This window comes from Rhizobium sp. USDA 3886 (assembly GCF_056279785.1).
Map to the genome: position 1 here is coordinate 282,095 of NZ_JBWCDC010000002.1, position 23,998 is coordinate 306,092.

At 59.8% G+C, this 23,998-nt stretch carries 19 protein-coding genes and 2 pseudogenes; 18 read left to right on the forward strand and 3 right to left on the reverse strand.

Annotated features, from left to right (window positions below; all coding sequences use genetic code 11):
* Entirely contained in the window at positions 1-1,611 is a 1,611-nt protein-coding gene (locus ACZ9BX_RS21590) for an ABC transporter substrate-binding protein (RefSeq protein WP_084606530.1), read from the reverse strand.
* A 542-nt stretch (positions 1,612-2,153) separates the two neighbouring features.
* On the opposite strand from ACZ9BX_RS21590, the gene ACZ9BX_RS21595 reads away from it, so the two are divergent.
* From ACZ9BX_RS21595 to ACZ9BX_RS21620, 6 genes are all read left to right on the forward strand, one after another.
* Positions 2,154-3,587 (forward strand): amidase, encoded by a 1,434-nt coding sequence (locus tag ACZ9BX_RS21595; RefSeq protein WP_027511301.1) that lies wholly within the window; start codon positions 2,154-2,156, stop codon positions 3,585-3,587.
* Positions 3,499-4,851: an NAD(P)/FAD-dependent oxidoreductase gene (locus ACZ9BX_RS21600; RefSeq protein WP_084606531.1), complete on the forward strand. Its 1,353-nt coding sequence runs from the start codon at positions 3,499-3,501 to the stop codon at positions 4,849-4,851. Before ACZ9BX_RS21595 ends, ACZ9BX_RS21600 begins: the two co-directional genes overlap by 89 nt.
* A 101-nt stretch (positions 4,852-4,952) precedes the next feature.
* Positions 4,953-6,482 carry a MocR-like pyridoxine biosynthesis transcription factor PdxR gene (gene pdxR, locus ACZ9BX_RS21605; protein ID WP_027511303.1) on the forward strand — a complete coding sequence of 510 codons (1,530 nt, stop codon included), beginning with the start codon at positions 4,953-4,955 and terminating at the stop codon, positions 6,480-6,482.
* Positions 6,483-6,632: 150 nt separating this feature from the next.
* Entirely contained in the window at positions 6,633-6,851 is a 219-nt protein-coding gene (locus tag ACZ9BX_RS21610; protein WP_051336665.1) for a rubredoxin, read from the forward strand.
* A gap of 60 nt (positions 6,852-6,911) precedes the next feature.
* The gene (locus ACZ9BX_RS21615) at positions 6,912-7,556 is read left to right on the forward strand and encodes an FMN-binding negative transcriptional regulator (protein WP_132568511.1); all 645 of its coding nucleotides are present in this window, start codon (positions 6,912-6,914) and stop codon (positions 7,554-7,556) included.
* A gap of 30 nt (positions 7,557-7,586) precedes the next feature.
* The gene (locus ACZ9BX_RS21620) at positions 7,587-8,819 is read left to right on the forward strand and encodes an NAD(P)/FAD-dependent oxidoreductase (RefSeq protein ID WP_165928329.1); all 1,233 of its coding nucleotides are present in this window, start codon (positions 7,587-7,589) and stop codon (positions 8,817-8,819) included.
* Between the two features lie 63 nt (positions 8,820-8,882).
* Here ACZ9BX_RS21620 and ACZ9BX_RS21625 read toward each other — a convergent pair whose 3' ends face one another.
* On the reverse strand, positions 8,883-9,545 hold the full coding sequence (locus ACZ9BX_RS21625; RefSeq protein WP_027511306.1) for a nitric oxide reductase activation protein NorD: 663 nt from the start codon (positions 9,543-9,545) through the stop codon (positions 8,883-8,885).
* Positions 9,546-10,056: 511 nt separating this feature from the next.
* Here ACZ9BX_RS21625 and ACZ9BX_RS21630 point away from each other — a divergent pair.
* From ACZ9BX_RS21630 to ACZ9BX_RS21685, 12 genes and pseudogenes are all read left to right on the forward strand, one after another.
* Positions 10,057-11,229, forward strand: coding sequence for a PAS domain-containing protein (locus tag ACZ9BX_RS21630; protein ID WP_165928330.1), 1,173 nt, complete (start codon positions 10,057-10,059; stop codon positions 11,227-11,229).
* Positions 11,226-12,626 carry a sigma 54-interacting transcriptional regulator gene (locus tag ACZ9BX_RS21635; RefSeq protein ID WP_051336668.1) on the forward strand — a complete coding sequence of 467 codons (1,401 nt, stop codon included), beginning with the start codon at positions 11,226-11,228 and terminating at the stop codon, positions 12,624-12,626. Before ACZ9BX_RS21630 ends, ACZ9BX_RS21635 begins: the two co-directional genes overlap by 4 nt.
* A 29-nt stretch (positions 12,627-12,655) precedes the next feature.
* Positions 12,656-13,714, forward strand: a complete 1,059-nt coding sequence (locus ACZ9BX_RS21640; RefSeq protein ID WP_244564606.1) for an ABC transporter substrate-binding protein — start codon at positions 12,656-12,658, stop codon at positions 13,712-13,714.
* 70 nt (positions 13,715-13,784) lie between these two features.
* Positions 13,785-14,846 carry an ABC transporter ATP-binding protein gene (locus tag ACZ9BX_RS21645; RefSeq protein ID WP_132568513.1) on the forward strand — a complete coding sequence of 354 codons (1,062 nt, stop codon included), beginning with the start codon at positions 13,785-13,787 and terminating at the stop codon, positions 14,844-14,846.
* Positions 14,847-14,886: 40 nt separating this feature from the next.
* On the forward strand, positions 14,887-15,756 hold the full coding sequence (locus ACZ9BX_RS21650) for an ABC transporter permease (protein ID WP_037142533.1): 870 nt from the start codon (positions 14,887-14,889) through the stop codon (positions 15,754-15,756).
* Positions 15,757-15,818: 62 nt separating this feature from the next.
* Positions 15,819-16,559 (forward strand): ABC transporter permease, encoded by a 741-nt coding sequence (locus ACZ9BX_RS21655; RefSeq protein WP_476220208.1) that lies wholly within the window; start codon positions 15,819-15,821, stop codon positions 16,557-16,559.
* 16 nt (positions 16,560-16,575) lie between these two features.
* The gene (locus tag ACZ9BX_RS21660) at positions 16,576-18,081 is read left to right on the forward strand and encodes an aldehyde dehydrogenase (protein WP_027511311.1); all 1,506 of its coding nucleotides are present in this window, start codon (positions 16,576-16,578) and stop codon (positions 18,079-18,081) included.
* 102 nt (positions 18,082-18,183) lie between these two features.
* Positions 18,184-19,491, forward strand: a complete 1,308-nt coding sequence (gabT, locus tag ACZ9BX_RS21665) for a 4-aminobutyrate--2-oxoglutarate transaminase (RefSeq protein ID WP_027511312.1) — start codon at positions 18,184-18,186, stop codon at positions 19,489-19,491.
* Between the two features lie 185 nt (positions 19,492-19,676).
* Positions 19,677-20,792: an acyl-CoA dehydrogenase gene (locus tag ACZ9BX_RS21670; RefSeq protein ID WP_244564609.1), complete on the forward strand. Its 1,116-nt coding sequence runs from the start codon at positions 19,677-19,679 to the stop codon at positions 20,790-20,792.
* A complete protein-coding gene (locus ACZ9BX_RS21675; RefSeq protein WP_027511314.1) occupies positions 20,792-21,961 on the forward strand; it encodes a CaiB/BaiF CoA transferase family protein in 1,170 nt (389 codons plus the stop codon). Before ACZ9BX_RS21670 ends, ACZ9BX_RS21675 begins: the two co-directional genes overlap by 1 nt.
* A gap of 130 nt (positions 21,962-22,091) precedes the next feature.
* Positions 22,092-22,250: pseudogene (locus ACZ9BX_RS21680) on the forward strand (3-hydroxyacyl-CoA dehydrogenase family protein); the annotation flags it as partial.
* A gap of 341 nt (positions 22,251-22,591) precedes the next feature.
* Positions 22,592-22,773 (forward strand): annotated as a pseudogene (locus ACZ9BX_RS21685) (hypothetical protein); the annotation flags it as partial.
* Positions 22,774-22,906: 133 nt separating this feature from the next.
* Here the strand turns inward: ACZ9BX_RS21685 and ACZ9BX_RS21690 are convergent.
* Positions 22,907-23,815 (reverse strand): LysR family transcriptional regulator, encoded by a 909-nt coding sequence (locus ACZ9BX_RS21690; protein ID WP_027511316.1) that lies wholly within the window; start codon positions 23,813-23,815, stop codon positions 22,907-22,909.
* Positions 23,816-23,998 lie beyond the last annotated feature (183 nt).

Consider the following 23,998-nt stretch of genomic DNA (forward strand, 5'->3'; position numbering starts at 1 on the left):
TCACTCGTCGATTTTTTCGATGTTCCAGAACACAGGCGCTGCTGCCGGAATCCATCCCGCCACATTCGATCGGGCGGCTCCCGGCAAGTTGAATTGCCCGAGAACGATATGCGTCGGACTTTCCGCCTCACGAAGCTGCACAGCTTCGGCAGTGCTTTTGCGTTCTTCCGGCGTGCCCGCGAGAGCAAATTGTCGACGCAGCTCCTCCATCTTCGGGTCGTTTGGCCAGCCGAAGGCCGCTTTGTCGCCCGAGGCATTGAAAAAGGCGCCCATTACGGGGTTCAGAACGTCGGCGGACGACCAATAGGTCACCATTGCGTTCCAACCCCCCTGGGACGGCGGATCCTTTCGAACGCGGCGCGAAAGAACGGTCTGCCAGTCCATCGACTGCATATCGACCACAAAGCCGCCACGCTCAAGAAGTGACTTTGCCACCGGTGCGATATTGGTCAGTACCGGGAGATCGGTTGAATGAAGAAGAACGACAGGTTCTCCTTTATAGCCAGCTTCTGCCAAAAGCTGCTTCGACTTCTCGAAGTTCGAATCAAGCTTGTCTTCCATGCCTGCGGTCGTTTCGAGCGCCGTTCCGCAAACGAACATGGCTTTGCATGTTGTATAGAATTCCGGATTGCCGATCGCCGCTTGGAGGAAATCCTCCTGATTCAGCGCATAGAGTGCCGCCTGACGGATCTTTGGATTGTCAAAGGACTTAACCGCCTGATTGAAACGCAAATTGTACTGATAGCCGTAGGGGTTCCAATCGACTATCTTTACCGATGGATCGTCCTTGAGCAGCGGAAAGAGGTCAGGCCCGGGCTGTTGGATGATGTCGATCTCGCCGTTGAGGAGTGCATTGACGGCCTGCTGCTGATCGGCAATCACCCTCCACTCCACGCGCTTGACTTTGGCGACCTTCCCGCCTGCAAGTCCCGATGGAGCCTCGGAACGAGGATTGTAGCCTTCAAATTTGGTGTAGACGGCCTTGTCACCGGGCCGCCATTCGTCGGCTTTAAAAACGAAAGGACCGGATCCGATGAACTCGGAAATCTGAGTGTTCGGATCTGTCTCAGCGATGCGCTTAGGCATCATGAACGGTACGTTCGACGACGGCTTACCAAGCGCGAAGACCAGAAGGCTCGTCGGCTCCTTGAGCTTGATCTCGAAGGTCAGATCATCCTTAGCATCGATGTTCGCGACGAAGGTCATCACGGTTTGCCCGAGGGCATCGCGTGCCGCCCAGCGCTTGATCGAAGGGATGATGTCAGCCGTTGTGACAGGCTGGTTGTCGTGCCAGAGCAAACCGGTGCGAAGCGTGAATGTGTAGGTGAGCTTGTCCTCACTCACGGTGTAGCGATCCACCATCTGTGGCTGAATCTCGCCGTTCGCGTCCATCGCAAACAGCGTGTCGTAAATCATGTAGCCGTGATCGCGGACGATGTAGGCCGTCGTCCAGATCGGATCGACAATCCGAACATCCCCCTGCATGACGACGCGGAGCGTGTCCTTGTCTTCCTCGCCCTCAGCGAGGACGAATGCCGGCACGGACATCATGCCGCCGGTAGCCGCGAGCGCGGCGATAAAGGATCTGCGAAGCATTTTCATTGATGGCATAGTTGGTTCCCCTTTTTTGTCTATGCGGCGTGAACGATTATGTCTGGATGCGCGCGACTTGGGCTTCGCGTTGGGCGGTCCCTCATGTGTGGGTTTCAGTGCCGGATGTCAGGCGTCGGACGGTCGTAGACGGACACGGTCTCCGGCGGCGGCGCCTCACCGGCTCTCGCCTTGCTCGTAGGATGTGGACGGGCCGGACATCGAACACTCTGGTTCATGAGCATCTCCGAATTTCAGTTCGCGAGATCATCACGTTCAATTGCTTTTCCGAGTAGGTCCAGAATCCCGCGTATTTGGCTCAGACGATGTGAAACTGGTCCATCGGCTCAAGTCCTGTTGCCGAACGCAGAAGGACCACTGGCTAGCAGAGCCGACAGGACCCGGTCCGGCGCTCGCTACGAATGATTCTGGACCGGTCGATTTAAAGCTATCTGGCGCTTCAAATCCTTCGGCGTCGTCAGTCAGATCGAAAGGCGGCTTCGTTTGTTCGGAGAATTCGCGGACGGCCGCGCGCCTATCTGCATGTCACCAAAGGATATCTCATGACCGATCTAGCATCTTTGTCCGCTCAGGCACTGACGCAGGGCTATCGTTCCGGGGAGCTTTCCCCGGTAGAGGTTTTGAGCGCCTGTCTCGAACGCATCGATCGGTTCGAACCGATGGTCAACGCTTTCGTTTTCGTCGATCGCGAGGGCGCCTTGAAAGCCGCCCGAGCCTCGGAGCGTCGGTGGCGGCGCGGCGATCAAAAAGGTCCTGCCGACGGCGTTCCGGCCACGATCAAGGACAATATTGCCTGGAGCGGATTTCCCAATCGGCAAGGCTCCTTGCTGACGGCAAAAACACCGGCGGCTTTCGATGCGCCGGCGGTCGCACGTCTGAAGGAGGCCGGCTGCGTCCTTCTCGGCAAAACAACGATGCCGGAATTCGGATGGAAAGGTGTGGGCGACAGTCCTCTGACGGGTATCACCCGCAATCCCTGGGACCTGTCGCGAACAAGCGGCGGTTCTTCCGCGGGGGCTGCCGTCGCGGCCCTGCTCGGCATGGGCGTCCTTCATCTGGGAACCGACGGCGCCGGCTCAATTCGGATTCCGGCGAGTTTCTGTGGTGTCGTGGGTTTCAAACCCTCCTACGGAAGGGTGCCGTCTTACCCCCTGTCCGCCATGGGTGGCCTCGCGCATGTCGGTCCGATCGCAAGGAGCGTCTCGGATGTCGCGACGATGCTGTCCGTCATCAGCCAGCCGGACCACCGCGATCCGACGGCATGGAACCTTGCGCCGCCGGACTATGAAGAAGTCTCCAATCAGGAGCTGAGCGGTCTGCGCATCGGTTGCTCTATTGACCTCGGCTTTGCAGACCATCTCGATCCTGAGATCGTATCTGCGGTCAAACATGCCGCTGCGGAACTTGCCAGGCTTGGCGCTTCAGTCGATGAGATAGACTTGGCGCTTGAGGATCCCAGGGACATTCTCGCGACCCTCTGGGAAGCCGGCGCGGCACTTCTCTTGCGGAACTATGCGCGTGGAGATTGGTCGCGTTGCGACCCTGGAATGGCACGCGCAGCAGAACGGGGTAGAGAGATCAGCGGCGCATGCGTGATCGAGGCACTGACGCGCAAGCGCGTGGAGCTGTCCGCCTCGCTCAGTCATATCTTTGAGAGCTATGACCTGCTTATCACGCCGCAGATGCCGACGGTCGCACTGCCGGCGGGCATGGATACGCCGCCGCGGGGCTTTGCGGGTGTCGACGAATGGGGGGAGGACTGGACCCGCTGGAGCCCGTTCACCTACCCGTTCAATATCACCCAGCTACCGGCAGTTTCCGTTCCCTGCGGTCACAGCAGCGAGGGTTTGCCAATAGGACTTCAGATCGTCGGTCCTATGCGGGCAGATGAGTTGGTGTTGCGTGCCGCGCGGGCGTTTGAGGCCGCCATGCCGCCGGCTGTCCTCGACATCGCTGGAGCTGGTCTGGGCGCGTAGGCTCAGATGCATTGTCCAAAAGGAAGATGGGAGGAATCCGGTGCCAAGAGGACTGATCATTGTCGGTGCGTCACATGCGGGCGTTCAGCTCGCGGCAAAATGTCGTGAGATGGGCTACCAGGAACAGATCACGTTGATCAACGGAGAACGGGATCTACCATATCAAAGACCGCCCCTCTCCAAAGCCTTTTTGACGCAAAACCTATCGCCGGACGACATCCTGCTGCGCCCGGATCGATTTTTCGCGGACGCAAATGTCCGGCTGCTTTCGGGAAAAAGATGCGTGAAGATCGACCGGCGGGAACGAGCCGTTGAACTCGAAGACAGTCGGCGGCTTCGTTACGACTCGCTCGTCCTTGCCATAGGCGCGCGTGCGAGGAGCCTGCCGAAAAGCTTCGGGGCAATCCCGCATGGCGTCGTCAACCTGCGCACTCTGGACGAGGCCCGGTTTGTGCGCGACGCGCTCCGGTCCCCTAAGCAAGTGGTGATCGTGGGAGGGGGGCTTATCGGCCTTGAAATGGCATCGACACTTTCGAGCATCGGCTGCCATGTTTCGCTGGTCGAGTTTCACGGGCGGCTCATGGCCCGTTCGTGCTCGCCGGGAATCGCGGAGGCAATCGAGCAGCTTCACCGCACTGCCGGCGTCAACGTCTACCTCGAAGCCGGGACTGCAGAAATCCACGCAATGGCCGGCCGTCTCCACGGTGTCACGCTCACCAACGGGCTTCGGGTTGAAACAGATATCTGCCTGTTTGCGACCGGAGCTTCCCCCAACATCGACCTCGCGCATGATGCCGGTCTTGCCTGCGGAAACGGCATCATCGTCGATCCGTTCATGAGAACCTTGGACCCCGATATCCTTGCTGTCGGTGACTGCACCACATTTCCAAGTGTGCAACTCGGCGTTCCTGTACGCCTCGAATGTATCCAGAACGCGCATGGACAGGCGGCGACAGCCGCGGCGACGCTGGTCGGGGCTCCCGCGCCCTATATTGTCCCCCCGGTGTTTTGGTCGAATCAGAGGCTTTGCAAGTTTCAGAGGGTCGGATTTCTGGATGGCGTCGATCTGACGGTAAGGCGTGAAGGGGAAGCCGGCGCTTTCTCCTTATGGCATTTCTCAGAGCGCCGGCTGCGCGCCGTCGAGAGCCTCAACAGTGTTCACGACCAAGCTTTGGCACGCCAGCTCCTTGTCAAACAAGCACCTGTCACGCCGGAGCAAGTCGCCGATCCTCAGTATGAGCTTCGCGCGGCGTTGCTGAACTAGGCACACATTCTCCGGCCAGTTGGCTGAAGGATCTTCATCTTCCGACGTCGTTGGTCTATCATCGTTGCTCACATTTCAAATAGGAAGTGGTCCAGAAAGTCATGGCGCGGCGGCAAGACCTAATCACGATCGCTTCGCTGCGGTCCTTTGATCGGACGAGCGGCCGCATCGGCCAGCAATTCGCGCAAGCGCTTCGTGATGCGATTGCGAAGGGGGAGTTGAAGCCCGGGGAGCGCCTACCATCGACCAGAGCATTGTCCGCTACTCTGGGAATTGCACGCGGTACCATTGTTGAAGCTTTCGACCAGCTCTATGCGGAAGGTTACCTGCAGACCCGCGCGCGAAGCGGCACGGTTGTCGCAAATGTCCATGAGGACGCGTCTGATCGCGTTTCACCGGAAATGATGCTCGACGCGCCCGCCGCAGAGCTTCCCCTGCCGACAAATGTTGCCCGGCTCGCTGCCGTCGCAACGGCATTGCGACCGCAGCGAGCGCAGCCTTTTGCAATCGCACATCCGGCCGGCGACGTCGCGCCCGACGACAAGTGGCGGCGGCTGGGGAACCGGGTTCGGGCAACGCGACCCGCGGCCCCTTCTGGATACATCGATCCAAAAGGGCTGCCGGAACTGCGCGCGGCGATAGCCGAGTATGTCCGCAAGGCGCGGGCAGTGAAGTGCACCGCCGATCAGGTCATCATCACCGCGGGAACGCAGCAGGGGCTGTTCCTGGCGGCAACGGTGCTGCTGACGAGGGGAGACGCTGTCTGGGCCGAGGATCCGGCCTATCCGGGGATTGAGGCCGTGCTCGGCAATTTCAACATCGCAATCTGTCGGATCCCGGTCGACGGCCAGGGCATCGACGTCAAGGAGGGCATCCTTCGATGTCCTGGCGCGCGCGTCGCCTTCGTCACGCCCTCCCACCAATATCCGCTCGGCATGCCGCTCAGCATGCCGCGACGTACGTCATTGCTTTCATGGGCTCGCAACAACAATGCCTGGGTCGTGGAAGACGACTACGACAGCGAACTGCGATACGCGGGATATCCGTTCCCTTCCCTCCAAGGGCTCGACCCATCCCGGGTCGTCTATCTCGGCACCATGAGTAAGATGCTGTTTTCATCGCTGCGCCTCGGTTATGCGATCGTGCCGGAGCCTTTGATCGATGCCTTCGCCGGGGCGCGCGCGATGATCGACCGCCATTCCCCCACACCCGATCAGCATGTCCTGGCAAGCTATATGCGCGAGGGCCTCTTCGAGGCGCATGTGCGCCGGATTCGCGGCGCGTATTCGGAAAGGCGAGACGCGCTGATCAAGGCTATTGAACAGGAACTCCCCTCGTGGGCGACCCTGCAGCCATCGGACCAAGGCATGCATCTCGTGCTTTGGCTGCCTCTCGGTATCGATGATGTGAAGATCGCCGACGAGGCGGGCAAGGTCGGTCTTGTCGTCAGGCCGCTTTCGCCAATGTTCGCCAATCCTCCTGCCCGTTTCGGCCTGATGCTGGGTTTTGGCGGATTCACCCCTGGCGAACTCCAAACCGCTGTGCAGCGGCTGAAAGACGTTCTCGATGCCTCCGTCGGAGCGATACGCGGACCGCTGTCCAAGCCCGAACACCTCGTAGCCGAAGCCTGAAGCCATCCCGAGCCCACACGGGATGCCATAACGGTTCGTGTGGTACAGCGAAAATAACGAATACTGGTCCTGTGAAATGGGCCAATTCGGATCAAGGATGCTCCAGACATCGAGCGAGCCGTTAGCGGCTCCGAGAAACTGGAGCATCCCATGAGCGACGACACTGTTCAGACGCTTGATAAGCTCATCGACGAGAACCCGCCCTTAAAGACGTGGCTTTGCGTCCTATGCGGTCTCGTCTACAGCGAGAAAGATGGCTGGCCCGACGACGGCATTCTGCCCGGGACGCGCTGGGCCGACGTACCGGAGGACTGGGCTTGCCCCGACTGCGGTGCTTCCAAAGCCGACTTCCAAATGATCGAAATTTAACAACAGTTCTAGCCCGGCATCGCGACAAGCGAGGCCAACTACTTGCGCCCAGGAGTTCACATGTACGTACCACCGCACTTTGCCGAAAACCGTCCAGAGGTTCTTTTCGATCTGATCGAGAAGAATCCGCTCGGCATCCTCGTCACAAACGGCCAAGCCGGCCTCGACGCCAACCACCTTCCGTTCGAGCTGAACAGGTCCGAGGGAGAAAACGGCACCCTCCACTCCCATGTCGCTCGCGCCAACCCTGTCTGGCAGGATGTGTCGACCGGCGACGAAGTGCTCGTCGTCTTCCGCGCCGTCGATGCCTATATTGCTCCCAACTGGTATCCGAGCAAGCGCGAGTTCAAGAAGCAGGTCCCGACCTGGAACTACCTCGTGGTCCATGCGCACGGCCGCGTCACGATCCGCGATGACGAGCGATATGTGCGTGGCCTGGTCGCCCGCCTCACCCGCACGCACGAGGCGGCACAGGCGGACCCCTGGAAGATGACCGACAGTCCCAAGGACTATATCGACATGATGCTGAAGGCGATCGTCGGTATCGAAATCGAGATCACCCGCCTGATCGGCAAGTTCAAGCTGAGCCAGAATCGCGAGGCGCGGGATATCCTCGAGGCGGGCGAGATGTTGCAGAAGCAGGGCGATGAGTTGATCGGCGGCAGCATGATTGCCTTTGGCACTGAAAAGGCACGTCAGTCCTGAGGCTAGGCCTGGTTTTTGGGGTATTCCATTGTGAACGCGCAATCCGTAGTTATCGTCGGTGCTGGCCATAGCGGTGCGAAGGCGGCAGCCGCCCTTCGCAAACATGGTTGGACCGGAGAAATCAGTTTGGTCGGTGATGAGCCTCACGTCCCATATGACCGCCCACCGTTGTCCAAGGCGGTGCTTCTGGGTAAAAAGACCAGCGATCAGTGCGCTTTCTTTCCCGCAAGCTGGTTCGAGGCAAATCAGATCGAGCTTCTGCTTGGTGAGACTGTTCAAAGCATCGATCGCTCAACCAAGAGGGTCTTGCTCAGTGATAGCCGGCGCCTACCATACGAGAAGCTTCTTCTGGCCACGGGCTCGGCAATCAACCAATTGGCGGTGCCGGGGGCGGAACTCGATGGCGTCTGGCCATTGCGCACACCGCAACACGCTGACGCGATCGCGCGTTCCTTCCATGCCGGACAGAAGCTGGTTGTGATTGGTGCCGGCGTCATCGGGCTTGAGGTCGCCGCAGCGGCGGTCGAGCTAGGGTGTGACGTTCACGTGTTGGAAGTTGCGCCTCACGCTATGGCGCGCAGCCTTCCACTAGACGTTTCGAGCGCACTTGTTTCCGAGCACCGTGGTCGAGGAGTGGACATTCGTTTCGGTGTGCGCGTTGCCGCGCTGGAAGGCGATGGCAGGGTCGCGGCGGTTCGGCTGGACACCGGCGAGGTAATCGAATGCGAAGTTGTAGTCTATGGTGTGGGCGTCAGGCCGCGAACGGAGCTCGCGGAAACAGGCGGACTTGCCGTAGACAATGGGATCATGACAAATGAGCTTCTGCAAACGGAGGATCCTGACATCTTCGCCTGCGGCGATGTCTGCAAATACAAGAGCGGGATTTTTGATAGGTTTTTACGGCTGGAAAACTGGCGAAATGCAGAAGATCAGGCCGATACGGCTGCGCGAAACATGCTTGGCCAAGGGAAAGCCTTCGACGAAGTGCCCTGGTTCTGGAGCAACCAATACGACCTCGCGCTTCAGGTGGCCGGTGTGCCGGCATACGGTTCTTTGACCGTCTCAGGCACTGTCGGTGCCGCAAGGCTCTTTTTGTCGCTGACTGAGCATGGTCTGCTGCGAGGCGCTTGCGCCTTGGGACCGGTACGGGATGTGGCGATGTCCATCCGAAAACTCAAGACGATGATCGCCGCAGGATTTATTCTGGATGTAGGGGCAAACGGGGAATCCGCGGTGCCGCTGAACGATCTTATCAGGGAATGACAATTTGCGGCGTCCAAAGCGGCCTGATCAACATTCAGTCAGCCGGCGACGTAGTTCATCTGGTCAGACGATAAAGGATAGTCGGCAGCTGAATTGGCAGTTGTCCGACACTCGCAATTGCTGCGGTTCCCCGCGTCCAAAGATCCGATCGGCACAAGACCTCCCGTCAGAATCAAGTGCGACGCAGAACGTATCGATTCCTTTGCGGTTCAGCGAATGGACGGCCGCTCTCGCGTCTTCCACGAGATACCTGTTGTCGTCGACGTCGACGTCGGATGGCTCCCCGTCCGTCACAACCAGCAGCAGCCGTCGATGACTCTGACGTTTCGCAAGATCCGCTCCTGCGCGGCGAATGGCGGCTCCCGATCTGGTCGAGAGGCAACTGCGAATGCCTGCAAGGCGTGACCTCGCGAAGGTGTTGTATGTTTCGTCGAAGTCCTTAATCCGGAAATACCGAACGTCCTCCCGGGTGTCGGAGCAGAACGCGGCAATTGCAAAAGGGTCGCCTGCAGCGGAAATCGTCTTGGCGAGAAGAGCGGTCGAAAATCGTTCCAGGTCGAGTACGGTATCATCTTTGCCGTGGATGCGGTCTGCTGTCGACTGCGATACATCCAGCAGGACAAGTACCGAAAAATCGCGGCTGCGACGCTCGGACCGGCCATAGACCCGGAAATCCGGCATCTCGCCGATGCGGTGTGAAATCGAGGCCTCAATGCAGGCATCCATATCGAGGTATTCACCTTCGTGTTGACGGCGAACGCGCTCAGCGCGACTGATCTTGGCAGAGCGTATTAGCGAGGACAAGCGATCGGCGATAGCCTGTGTCTCTGTCCGCGGCGATCGGCTGTCGCTCACGAGCGCAGCGAAGGGCAGCCTATCTCCGGCGCTCAAGGTTTATTGGCCAACTCCCATTGAGCGACACATTCCTTCACCAGCCACCGTCCGGCTGGACCGAGCGCCTTTCCCTTCCTGTAAGCAATGACCAGTGGGAAGGATGTGACCTTGCCCCATGATGTTTGGTTTCTCCGAGGAAATGGTCTTCGAGCCGCGCCAAATCGCAAGCGGCACTTCGCAAAACCGCATCACTACGCTGCGAATCTGCGCATGTATCGCTTGCAAATTTCGATTTTTCTCGGCCAATCCAGTTAGAGCATTGCAATTGCCACTGCCTGTGGCTGGATTGCTGCGTTTTCGCAGTCAGTCCTTCGAGCGGCTGGAGCGACCAAGGGGCCTCGGTATGAACGAACGAATGAACACGGCCTTCAACATGGACAGCCTCCTAATTGATTGGATCGATCTCGAAGGCCGTGTCTGCCGCGTCAACGATCGGGAGGCCAAGACGTTGGCGATCAACCCTCGATCGATAATCGGCACGCCGCTCGAAAGTGTCTATAGCGGCGAGTCCGCCTCCCTCATCCGCGCCATCGCCCGCGGCGAACAAACCGCCGAACAAAGCTTTCCGGTGTGGATGAATTCCAAGGCCCATGGCGACATGCCCATGGTGGCGAGTACCTTTGTCGACGGGCTGAACGGTCTTGCAGTCGTCAAGCAGCCGCTGACGCCGGCAGCGCTCGGTGTTGGCGCAGAGTTGGTGGAGCGGGTGGAAATCCTGTCGCAGATGATCGGCGCCGCCACCGATGCCTGCTGGTGCATCGAGTTTCTCGAGCCGGTCGACACATCGCTCGCGCAAGAGGAAATCGTCGAACAGATATTCAAGAACCGGAGCAGTTGGCGGGCTTGCAACGATGCCATGGGCCGCCTCTACCGACTGCCGGATGGGCTGGATTTCAACACGCAGCCGGTTTCCCGCTATTTCCCTGCAACCGAGATCAACCGGCAGATGGTACGCGACCTCGTCCGGTCGAACTATCGCCTCGACCATGCGCAGGCGGTGGACCGACGCCATGACGGAAGCGAGATGCTGGTGGAGAACGACTTCCGCGCGGCCATTAGGGACGGTTTGCTGATCCGCCTCTGGGGCACGACGCGCGATGTCGGGATGCACAAGAAGCGCGAACAGCAGCTTTACGATCGCGCCGAGACGATGCTCGACATTCTCAGCGCCGCGCCAGACCCGATCCTGGTGATGTCGGAGGACGGACTGTTGCTGGCCGCCAATCCCGCTGCCGAAACTGCATGGGGCCGACCCGCCGATCAGATGCTCGGACGGCCGCTCCAGCAATTCGCAGAGACGCGCAACGCGGTCGAAAGGCTGCGGCAAGCCGCACTTGCGGCGGAAGAGTCCGCTGGGAGCGAATGCGACCTCATCATCATCTCGGCCGATAATTGTCGGAACAACTGGCGCTTCCGGGCTGCGCGTATCGAGGGAGAGATGGGCCGATACGTCCTGACGGCCCGGAGAAAGTCGAAAAGAAGGTCACCTTCGCTTGCCCAGGAGGCGCTGTCGTGAAGTTCTATGCGAACGATATAAATGCATTCGCGCCGCGGGGGCTTCGTCCGGGCTTCGTCGACGATCCGCAGTTTCGTGGCTTTCTCGAAGCTTTGCCCGATGGCGCGGCCTTTCTGGAAATCGATGGCACGATCAAGCTCGCCAACGGCAAACTAGAGCTGCTCCTCAACCTTGCACGCGCGGACCTTGTCGGGTCCGAACTGGCGAAGCATGCCAAGACCGCCGGCCCACTTATCCAGAAGCTTGCCGCCGCGCTCCATCAACTGAAGCGGATCGAGGTCTCGGGCGCGCTCAACTCGCAAAGAAACGTGTTTGCGTCGCTCAGCATCCTGCGAAACCAGGAGGGTGGGGCCTACGGTGCGCTACTCACGATGCGAGAGGCGAACCGACAACATAGGCCGAACGAAGGGTCAGAGCGGTTTCGGTTCGAGACGGAGACCGGAGAGGTCGCAAGGACCGCGTACCACATAACGCCGCGGCTTCACGGCCTTGCCCGCAAGGGCGAGATGGCTCTGGAACGCGGGAGTGCAATCCTGCTGACGGGCGAGACCGGAACGGGCAAGACCGAGTTCGCAAAACGAATTGGACACTCCGACAAAGCCGGAGCCGTGCCGTTCGTCCATGTCAACTGTGGGATGCTCTCCGACGAGCAGTTCGATGTCGAGATGTTCGGGATTGAGCCTGGGTCGCCGCTGGACCAATCCACGCGCGGAAAGCTCGGTTTCATCGAAGCCGCCGACGGGGGGATATTGTTTCTGGACCAAGTCACCGATCTATCCGTCACGTCTCAAATGAAGCTCGTGTCCTTCCTGGAGACCCAAACCTTCAGCAGGGTGGGATCCATGCAGCGAAGGCGAGCGCGCTTCCGGCTTATCACATCTACGAACCTCGACCTGGGAAACAAGATCGCCGAGGGAGTATTCCGACCGGATCTCTTCTACCGCATCGCGGTTGTCACCATTGCCCTCCCGCCTTTGCGCGAGCAGCCCGATCTTGTAGAGGCTGTTGCCGATCAGATGCTTCGTCGCATCAATCTCATTCGGAAACCTCAGCTTCGGCTGTCTCCGGAATTCACCGATCTGCTTCAGGCGCACTCCTATCCCGGAAACTTGCGGGAACTGTCAAACATCCTGGAGCAGGCCGTGGCCTGCGCCGAGGGTGTCGCGCTTCCGGAGCATTTCATGGCACCCATACTCGCCCCCGCGCGCACCGAGCCCAAGCATATGGAGGTGCCTGCGCCTTCTGTGCCCGCGCACGCCAGCTTGAAAGACCTCGTCCAGGGATTTGAGACCTGGATCCTGGAAAAATCCATCGCAGAAAATGGAAGCAAACGAAGCGCCGCCAAGGCACTCGGAATCGACATCGCCACGCTCGTTCGAAAAACGAAGCGCAAATAATTAAACGCGATATACAGGGGAACAATATCATGAGCCTAATCAAAAAACTGGCAATCGGCGCATTGGCAACGATTTCCGCGCTGCCGCACATGGCCTCGGCCAGCGCAGGCGAGCTCAACCTGCTCACATGGGAAGGTTATGCCGCAGATAGCTTTATCACCAAGTTTGAAGCCGCATCCGGCTGCAAGGTCACGGCGTCCTATGTCGGCTCGAATGACGATTTTGCCGCCAAATTGGCTGCGGGTGGTGGAGTCTATGACATTATCACGCCCTCGCTTGACACCGTTCCAATGTTGCACGAAGCCGGCTTCGTAGACCCGATCGACACCACGAAGGTCGAAGGCTTCGACGGCATCTACCCTGAATTCTCCAAGGTGAGCGCGGTGGTAGTCGACGGCGAAACCTGGGCGGTGCCGCTGATTTGGGGCTCTGTCTCCCTTATCTATCGGCCGGATAAGCTGTCTTCGACGCCCGATTCGATCGGCGTCCTATTCGATCCCGCGAACAAGGGAAAGGTCTCCCTATGGGACGACAAGTCGGCGATCTACTGGACAGCACGATACCTTGGCTACGACAATGTTTTTGATCTCACGGACGAGCAGTTGGATGCTGTGAAGGCAAAACTGCTCGAACAAAAGCCGTTGGTTCGGAAATACTGGGCATCTGCTGGAGAGCTGACCGAACTCATGGCCAACGAGGAAGTGTATGTGTCCAACGCCTGGACCGGCCTGACGAGCAAAGACGTCAACGCCTTGAATAAGGGCTTCAACGTCATCGAATTCACACCAAAGGAGAAAGCCGAGGGCTGGATGGATTCGATGATGATCGCCAAGGGCTCTCCGAATACCGAATGCACATACAAGTTCATGTCATTCATGCAGTCAGCAGACGGGCAGTGCGGCATTGCTGGGGAGACCGGTTATTTTCCGGTGAACCCGAAGGCCGTCCAGGGTTGCATGAATGAGGACCTGAAGAAGGAACGTCAGGTCAATAACGTCGAGTTCGTCAAAAGCCTCGTGATGTGGGAGCAGCCGAAGCGCCTCGACAAGTACCTCGAGGTCTGGAACGCGGTTAAGGCGGGCCTCTAAGCGACCGTTGGGTCGGAGGGTGCTACGCGCATCCTCCCTTTCCTCTTACATCTGATATTTTGGAGAACGCATGAGCTCGCGTGCTATCGTGACGCTGAACGGCGTGACAAAGACCTATGGCCATTTCACGGCCCTACACGAAACGAAACTCGAGGTGGGTGAAGGCGAATTCGTTACCCTCCTCGGACCGTCCGGATGCGGAAAAACCACCACGCTGAGGCTCATTGGCGGTTTCGAGTATGCGAATTCGGGAACCGTGTCCATTGCTGGGCAGGATGTCACGAACGCTCCTCCCTACCGGCGTCCGGTCAACACCGTCTTTCAGGATTACGCCCTTTTCCCCCATATGACGGTTGCGGAAAACATTGCCTACGGCCTGTCCGTCAAGGGCAGCGCCGTCGCACCCGGGGAGCGGAAGCGACGCGTGGAGGAGACCCTCGCGATGGTCGGCCTGGAGACGATGGGCAACCGGGTGCCGGCGGCACTTTCCGGGGGACAGCGCCAACGCGTCGCCATGGCCCGGGCGATCGTGCGTCGACCGCGCGTGCTGCTGCTTGACGAGCCCCTGTCGGCGCTCGACGTGAAGCTCCGCGAAGGCATGCAGGTCGAACTCAAGCGGCTCCACCGGGAACTCGGCATCACCTTCCTGATGGTGACCCACGATCAGGCCGAGGCACTTGCGCTCTCCGATCGCATCGTCGTCATGAAAGAGGGAAAGATCGTCCAGGTCGGAGCGCCCACCGAACTCTACGACGATCCGGCCACTCCTTACGTGGCCGACTTCATCGGCGCTTCCAACCTGGTGTCGGCAAGATACGAGGGTCGAGATGGAGTATTCGATCTCCTTCGGCTGGATGACGGAACCCTTCTGAGGCGTATCGGCAGGGTTCCGTCCGCCGGCGAGCCTCTTCGCGCCGTCACCGCCGGTATCCGACCCGAGAGGATAAGACTGGACGCCTTCGATGGAGCCAACACCATGGAGGCTCGAATTATCGAGACGCTGTTCCATGGAGACCGCGTGCGTCTGGAACTCGCTTTGGCGGGCAACGCCGGGCGAATCTTTGCGGATGTCCCACGGACTGCCGGAACAGGGCGTCATCTCGAGCCTGGGGGGCCATCGGCCTGTATGTAGACCCGGCCGATGTGATGTTATTTGCACCGGAGCTACGCACATGACCGTCGGCCGCCGCAATCTCGCAGCCTTCGCAGCCCTTTTTTCAATTCCGCTGGGCTGGGCGCTGATTTTCATGATCTTTCCCTACGCGGTCATGATCGCCGTCGGTTTCTGGACCCGCCAATTCCCTCTCTTTGTCCCTGATTTTCAGCGGGGCAACTTCGTCCAACTGTTCAGCGACCCCCAATACATCACCGTCATCCTGCGCACCCTCAAGATCGCCCTGCTCGTCACCCTTGGAGCGATCCTGCTCGGTTACCCGCTCGCCTATTTTCTGGTCTTCACGGTCAAGTCCCAAAAGTGGCGAAACCTTCTCTACATGTCCGTCATCGTCCCACTCTGGGTCTCATATCTCCTGCGGGCTTACACCTGGAAGATCATCCTGGGAACGAACGGAGCGCTCAATTCCCTGCTCCTCTCCTTCGGACTCATCGACGAGCCACTGACGCTGTTCCTCTACAATCAGGCGTCCATGGTGATTACTCTGGTCTACATCTTCGTCCCATTCATGGTGATGCCCCTCTTCACCGTGCTCGACAACATTCCAAAGGCACTGATCGAGGCTTCGGAAGACCTGGGCGTCGGCCCCTTCATCACGTTTTGGAGGGTGATCTTTCCGTTGTCCCTGGGCGGTCTCATAGCTGGTGCGACACTGACCTTCTGCCTCGCCTTTGGAGATTTCGTAGCTCCTGTGCTCGTTGGCGGCCCTGACGGCACCATGGTTGCCAACCTCCTTCAGAGCCAGTTCGGCGCAGCGCTCAACTGGCCGCTCGGTTCGGCGCTCGCAACGCTCGTGCTGATCCTCGTACTCGCCGTTCTCACCGTCTCAAGCCGGTTCGACCGGCGAGATCACATAGATATGAACTAGGAGGACGAGATGATGGCTTCTCTTCAATGGTGCAGCGCGGCCTGGTCGGATTCAGTTTACTGGTGCTGATTTTTCTTTACGTGCCGATTGTCATCCTCGTGCTGTTTTCATTCAATGACAGCCCGGTGACGTCCTTTCCGCTCTCGGGCTTTACGCTACGCTGGTACCAACAGTTCCTGGCGAACAACCAGATGCTGACGGCGCTTGGCAACAGCTTGATCGTGGCGAGCTTCGCAACACTCCTCAGCGTGGTGATCGGCGTCACGGCGGCTCTGGCGCTCGATCGTTACAGCTTCCCGGGTAAGGACATTTTCCGCAACGCTATCCTGCTGCCGCTCAGCCTACCGGGCATCGTGACCGGGATTGCGATGCTGAACTTCTACAAGCAGATCGGCATCCCCCAAAGCCTCACCGCCGTGGTCATCGGTCACGCGACAGCGCTGCTTGGCGTCGTTGTCTCGCAGGTGATGGCCCGCCTCGCCAAGCTCAATCTGCGTCTCCTCGAAGCTTCGGCGGATCTCGGAGCGACGCCCTTCGAAACGTTCTACCGGGTGATTCTTCCCAACATTCGCACTTCGATCATCGGATCGGCGCTGCTGTGTTTCACGCTGTCCTTCGATGAAATCCCGGTCACCTATTTCCTCACCGGCCGCGACGTGACCCTTCCGATCTACATCTACTCGACCCTCAGGCGAGGCATCACGCCCGAAATCAATGCCGTCGGCAGCATCATCGTTGCCGCCTCCTTCGTGCTCGTCGTGCTCTCCGTCACGATGCTCAGAGACCAAACCAAGTCAAAGTAACAACAGGAGTACAGTCATGGACGCCTCAACCTACACGCGGGATTTCTGGCATGGCAAAGCCAAGTCCCTGAAATTCAGGACGCTACATTTCATCGACGGCGCATATGTTCCTTCCGCCGATGGACGGACATTCAACACGATCAATCCAGCAACGGGCGAAGTCCTTGCGGAAGTCAGCCGCGGTGGTCAGGCGGAGATCGATCGCGCCGTAAGCGTCGCTCGCAAGGCTTTCAAGTCCGGCTCCTGGTCGCGCATGGATCCGCGTGACCGCATGGCAGTCCTAGAGCGCTTCTCGACACTTGTTGAGGCGAATGGGGAAGAATTTGCCCTGCTCGACAGCCTCGACATGGGCAAGCCCGTCATGGACATGATGAACATCGACATCCCGGGTTCGGTTACGTCCCTGAAGTTCTTCTCCGAAACGATCGACAAGATTGAGGGAGCGGTGACCAACACGTCGGCCAGCGCCCTCCATTACATCCTTCGCCAGCCACTGGGCGTCGTCGGCCTCATCGTACCGTGGAATTATCCCTTGATGATGGCGGCCTGGAAGCTCGGTCCTGCCCTTGCGACAGGCAACTCCGTCGTCCTCAAGCCGGCGGAGCAATCTCCGCTTTCGGCAAACCTGCTGGCCGAACTGTTTATCGAAGCCGGCGGCCCGGCCGGCGTCTTCAACGTCATCCACGGGCTGGGAGAAGAGGCCGGAAAGGCTCTCGGCCTGCACAATGACGTCGACAAGATCGGCTTTACCGGGTCGACCGAGGTGGGCAAGCTCCTGATGGTCTATGCCGGCCAGTCGAACATGAAGCGGGTCTCCACCGAATGCGGAGGAAAGACGCCGCAGATCGTGCTCGGCGACTATGATGATCTGGACACCGCGGTCACCTATGCCGTCAACGGTATCTATGGAAACCAGGGCGAGGTCTGCAACGCCGGTTCGCGAATTCTGGTGGACAAGAGCATCCACGACGACTTCGTGGAGCGCTTCTCCGCCCGCACCAGGGAGAATTTCGTGCTCGGCGACCCGCTTGATCCTTCGACGACGATCGGGCCGCTCGTTACCGCGTCGCATCAACAAAGGGTGCTGCAATACATCGACGTCGGCCGTAATGAGGGCGCTGCCCTGAAATTCGGCGGCGGCACGCTTGCGTCCTCGCCGATGGGGGCCTTTGTCGAACCGACTCTTTTCACGGGCGTCAACAACTCCATGCAGATCGCACGTGAAGAGATCTTTGGGCCGGTCGCCACGATTATTCCCGTGGACGGCATCGAGGACGCCGTGGAAATCGCCAATGACACCGTCTACGGCCTCGCGGCCTCGATCTGGACCCGCGACGTCGGGAAGGCGCATCGCTTTGCGCGCGACGTAGAAGCCGGCGTGGTGTGGGTAAACTGCTTCGATCACGGCGACATGACGTCGATCTGGGGTGGCTACAAGCAGACGGGCAATGGCCGCGACAAGTGCCTCGAGGCGCTTACCCAATACACCCAAACCAAATCGGTATGGGTGCACCTCGGCTGATCGCCACAGCGACATTGCCTGGGCAGTGGCTTCTGCCCAGGAAAAATGAACACGCGGCTGAGCCCGCGCACACTCCGATCAACGAATCCCGGAAAATCCAAAATGACTGCCTCAGCAGACTTGCACTCCCGTCAGAAGGCCGCCGTCGCCGGCGGCGTTGGAACACGTAGCATCTTCGCGCAAAGGGCCCAGAATGCCGAACTTTGGGACGTGGACGGTAAGCGGTTTATCGATTTCGCCGCCGGTATAGCCGTCAACAATACGGGCCATCGCCATCCGAAAGTCATGCGGGCGGTCGCCGCTCAAGCGGAACAATTTACACATACCTGCTTTCACGTGGCCCCTTATGAGGGATATGTTAAACTCGCGGAGCGGCTGAATGGGATTGCGCCAACCGGCACGGAAAACCGCACTATGTTGGTGACCACCGGGGCCGAAGCGGTCGAAAACGCCATCAAGATCGCCCGCGCCTATACGAAGCGCCCCGGCATTGTCGCGTTCTCAGGCGCTTTCCACGGTCGCACCATGCTTGGCATGGCGCTGACCGGCAAGGTCATGCCCTACAAGAAGAACTTCGGCCCCTTCCCGGCCGATGTCTACCATGCGCCGTTCCCGAACCAATTCCTCGGTATTTCCACGGAAGAGGCGATTGCCGGACTCGAACGGCTGTTCGCTGCCGATATCGACCCCGAGCGCATCGCAGCCTTCATCCTGGAGCCGGTTCAGGGCGAAGGCGGTTTCAATGTCGCGCCTAAGGAATTCCTGGTCCGGCTGCGCGAGCTAGCTGACAACTATGGCATCGTGCTGATTGCCGACGAGGTTCAGGCTGGCATGGCGAGAACGGGGAAAATGTTCGGTTTCGAACATGCCGGCGTGAAGCCGGATCTCGTAACCATGGCGAAGGGCCTCGCAGGCGGCTTTCCGCTGTCGGCCGTCACCGGCAGGGTTGAGATCATGAACGCCGCCCACCCGGGTGGGCTCGGCGGTACCTATGCGGGAAATCCGCTGAGTGTCGCGGCGGCCAATGCGGTACTTGATGTCATAGAGGACGAGAGACTCTGCCAACGCGCGGCCGAAATCGGCCGTTGCATCACCGACCGCTTGACGTCTCTCGCATCGCGGCAGGGCATGGAGCGAATTGGGGACGTACGTGGGCTTGGGGCGATGATCGCCTTCGAACTTGTCGAGGATCGCCAGACTAAGACGGCGGCGCCTGCAATCACGAACGGCATCGTCGCGGAAGCTGAAGCGCGCGGCCTCATACTTCTCTCATGCGGAACGCGCCTCAACGTAGTCCGTTTGTTGCCGCCCCTTACGATTGAATGGGACGTCCTCTCGGAAGGCTTGGACATCCTCGAGGCTTCAATTGAAGCAGCACTGTCGGCGCCGTCAGGCTCCGTTGCCGTGTAGACATGTAAGGCTGGATAGAGCGGTCGCCGTGACAGTATCGGAAGCCGCCTCGGCATCATCGCACTTCATTCGAGGAAAAATCCGTGACCGCAGATTTCACCAGAGCCACGCCTTCATACCAAACGAGCGCATTCGCTTGGGACGATCCCTTCCTGCTCGAGGATCAGCTCGCCGAGGAGGAGCGGATGATCCGCGATGCGGCCAAGGCCTTTGCCGAGGCCGAACTCATGCCGCTCGTTCAGGATGCCTATCTTGAGGAAAAGACCGATCCGGGCATCTTCCGGCTGATGGGCCAGGCGGGTCTTCTCGGCGTGACGCTGCCGGAAAATTATGGCGCGGCTGGCGCCAATTACGTATCCTATGGTCTCGTGGCGCGCGAGGTGGAGCGCGTCGATTCGGGCTACCGCTCTATGATGAGCGTGCAGTCGTCGCTGGTGATCTACCCCATCTACGCCTATGGCTCCGAAGAACAGCGCGACAAATACCTGCCCGGTCTCGTCTCCGGCGAACTGATCGGCTGCTTCGGGCTCACCGAGCCGGATGCCGGATCCGATCCGGGTTCTATGAAGACGCGCGCCGAGAAGATCGAGGGCGGCTATCGCCTGCGGGGCTCAAAGATGTGGATCTCCAACGCGCCGATAGCCGACGTCTTCGTCGTCTGGGCGAAGTCGGAGGCGCATGGCGGTGAGATCCGCGGCTTCATCCTCGAAAAAGGCATGAAGGGCCTCTCGGCGCCGAAGATCGGCGGCAAACTGTCGCTCAGAGCCTCGATCACCGGCGAGATCGTGCTCGACGGCATCGAGGTAGGCGAGGACGCGCTGTTGCCGAATGTCTCGGGGCTCAAGGGGCCGTTCGGCTGCCTCAATCGAGCCCGCTACGGCATCTCCTGGGGCGTGCTTGGCGCTGCGGAGGATTGCTGGTTCCGTTCCCGGCAATACGGCCTCGATCGCATCCAGTTCGGCAAGCCGCTCGCCGGCACGCAGCTCTTCCAGAAGAAACTCGCCGACATGCAGACGGAGATCACGCTCGGCCTGCAGGCCTCACTCCGTGTCGGGCGGCTGGTGGATGAGGGCAGGTTCGCACCGGAGATGATTTCCCTCGTCAAGCGCAACAATTGCGGCAAGGCGCTCGACATTGCGAGGCAGGCCCGCGATATGCATGGCGGCAATGGCATCCAGATCGAGTACCACGTCATGCGCCACGCGCAGAACCTGGAAACGGTCAACACTTACGAGGGCACGCATGACGTCCATGCGCTGATCCTCGGCCGTGCACAGACCGGCATTCAGGCATTCTTCTGATGGCTGCTCCAAACAGTGCCCCCCTCGCCGGCCTGAAGGTCGTCGAGCTTGCCCGCATCCTGGCCGGGCCCTGGATCGGACAGACGCTCTCCGACCTCGGCGCCGAAGTCATCAAGATCGAGAGCCCACAGGGCGACGACACCCGCACCTGGGGACCTCCCTTCATTGAGCAGCCGGACGGCAAGGGCGGCGCCGAAAAGGTGGCAGCCTATTTCCACGCGGCAAACCGCGGCAAGACTTCGGTCACCTGCGATTTCGGCAAACCCGAGGATCTCGCCCGCGTCAAATCCTTGATCGCGGAGGCGGATGTCGTGATCGAGAACTTCAAGGTCGCAGGGTTGAAGAAATTCGGCCTCGACTACGCCAGCGTCGCCGCAATCAACCCCCGCATCGTCTATGCCTCCGTGACCGGTTTCGGCCAGGCGGGTCCGCGGGCGCGACAACCGGGCTACGATTTCCTGATCCAGGGCATGTGCGGCATCATGGACCTGACCGGCGAACCGGACGGCGAACCGCAGAAAGTGGGCGTTGCTTGGATCGACGTCTTTACCGGCCTCTACGGGGTGATCGGCATTCAGGCGGCACTTGCCGAGCGGGAGCGATCCGGCCTAGGCCAGCACGTCGACCTGGCACTGCTCGATGTGGGCGTTGCGGTGCTTGCCAACCAGGCAATGAACTATCTTGCGGGCGGCAAGGTGCCCCGCCGCATGGGCAATGCGCATCCCAATATCGTGCCCTACCAGGTGTTTCCCGCCACTAACGGTCATCTGATCATCGCCTGCGGCAACGACCGGCAATTTGCGGCCCTGTGCGGCATGCTCGGTCTTAATGGCATTGCGGAAGATCCGGCCTATGCGACCAATCCGGCCCGGGTGGAGAACCGGAAAGCGCTCAGCGCCCTAATTGCGGACAAGACCAGGCTGAGGCCGAAGGCGGAGCTAATTGCCGCGCTCGAGAAGGCCGGCGTTCCGGCAGGCCCGATCAATACAGTTGCGGAAGCGATCAACGAGCCACAAATCCAGGCGCGGGAGCTGCGCATCGATCCCGCAGGCTTGCCTGGCTTGCGGACGCCCATCCTTCTGTCACGCAGCCCCCTGGCGCTCGATAAAGCCGCGCCGGTTCTGGGGGCTGGAAGCTGGGGATTTTCAAAAGAAGCCGGGGAAGAATAGAGATGACGATTGAGACGGTCGGGGCGGTCTGCGACGGGCAGACGTCGATGCGGAAAGACTTGAGGTCGCGATCGCCAAAATCGGCGCGAACCTGGACCGGCAGGTGGCGCACGATTTCGTCCGCCTCGAGCCCTGCTTCGCCCATCATGAACGTGCTGCATAGCAGGCTTGCCGACACCAAGTACCGGCCGTGCCCGCTGCTGAAATATGTCGAGGCCGGCTGGTTCGGGCGGAAGGTTGTAGACGCTTTTACGGCTACCGCGGTGAAACCCCTGTTCCAAGCCGGTGAACAGGTGCCGATGAAAGGTACCGGCCCCTGCTTGCGTCCGAGATTAGAGGTCATCTGCTTGCCATGCTTCCAACTAGATCCCCGAATATCTCGCCCGTATCCCCGCGTGCGCCCTGAGCAGGCGCTGGCCCCCCTCCCACGCGAAGATGGCATTGGCAATCGCGCAATTTTCCCGAAAAGAACGTGGACAAGCGCTTGCCAGGGGCGCGCTCGGGGTCTCCACGACATCATCGCCCAGACTTCGTTCAAAGCCTCGCTGATCCGTCCAAGCATGAAATCCGCCTGCTTCTCGGCATTCGCTTTGTGAAGTACGCCGGACGGCGCGCCAGCGGAGGTACTGATTACGCCGACCTGGACCAAACGCCAGCGTGGTCATCGCCTATCAGGGCGCCGTCGCTCCGGAAGCAATTGCGGCAACCTTCTTCTGGCTGAAGACCGGCGTGATGTCGGTCTGCTCGCGATCTCTTCGGCAGACCGCCTGAATGCCGGCTGGCAGGCAGCCGAGCGCGCCCGACGGCGGGGAAAAGGGATATTCGCTATATATGAGAGCGCTGCCTTAGAGCAGGACAACCATTCACCGGATCGCCGCATTTCCAGACTTGGCGATCCGGCCAGTACACATCCTCGCCCAACCGCAAACAGCCTGTCTCCGCTGCTCAAGGTTTGCTGGCCAACTCCCATTGAGCGATACATTGCTTCACCAGCCACTGTCCGGCTGGACCGAGCGCCTTTTCCTTCCTGTAGGCAATGACCAATGGGAACGATGGCATCCAATCCGACCCTTCCCAACTTTCCGGTTTCAGTTCGACGAGGCGCCCGGTCGAAAGATCGTTCTCCACGCGCGAGCGGGGCATTGAACCCCAGCCGACACCAGCAAGAATGAGGTCGTATTTGGTCTGGAGGTCATTGACGCGCCATCTGTTCGTGGCAAGCACACCATAGTCCCGACCGCTGTCCAAGTGGGGAGCGGGGCTGATGACCAATTGGGTGTGGTCCCGCAGTCGTGCCGCGCTGATTGGTCCCTCGATCCGGCCGAGCGCATGCGTCGGGGCGGTGACGGGAACCAGATCGATCCGGCCGCACACGCGGCGCTCGAATTCCTCCGGCTGACGTTCAGCAAGCAGAGCGAGATCGACCGTGCCATCACGCAGAGCCTTCGCCGCGGCATCGAAGGTTTCGGTCAGAAGACGGATTTCGACAAAGGGAAACTCCGCGTTGAAGGCGCTCAGGACGCGGCTTAAGAGGTCCGGCGGCGCATAGCTGACGACAGCGAGAGTAAGTTCTGCCTCCAGCCCCTCTGAGATGCCCTGGGCCTGGCGCCGCCAGTCCGTCACGTCGTCAAGGATGCGTCTCGCGCGCGGCAGCAGCGCCTTTCCTGCCTCGGTCAGCGTTGGACGATAGGCGGAGCGGTCGAAGAGGGGAAGCCTGCTCTGCTCCTCGAGTTTCTGGATGGTGTAGGTGATCGCCGATTGCGCTCTGTTCATTCGCCGCGCAGCCGCAGCAAAACTCCCCTCCTCAACCGTAGTGACGAATATCAGGAACTGATCAAGCGTCAGCGCATCCATGGGAATTCCAGAAGATCGAACGGTTTCACGGCGCGTGGCACAAACAGCGCCGACAACGACGAGAATAACACTATCAGTTTTCTTGAACAAGACAGCCAAAATTATATCGATTTCTTTTGACGTTTCCCCTCGTAAGATCAACAGCAAGCCCGCCTGACCGAGGGCACGCGGCTTCTTTCAGCG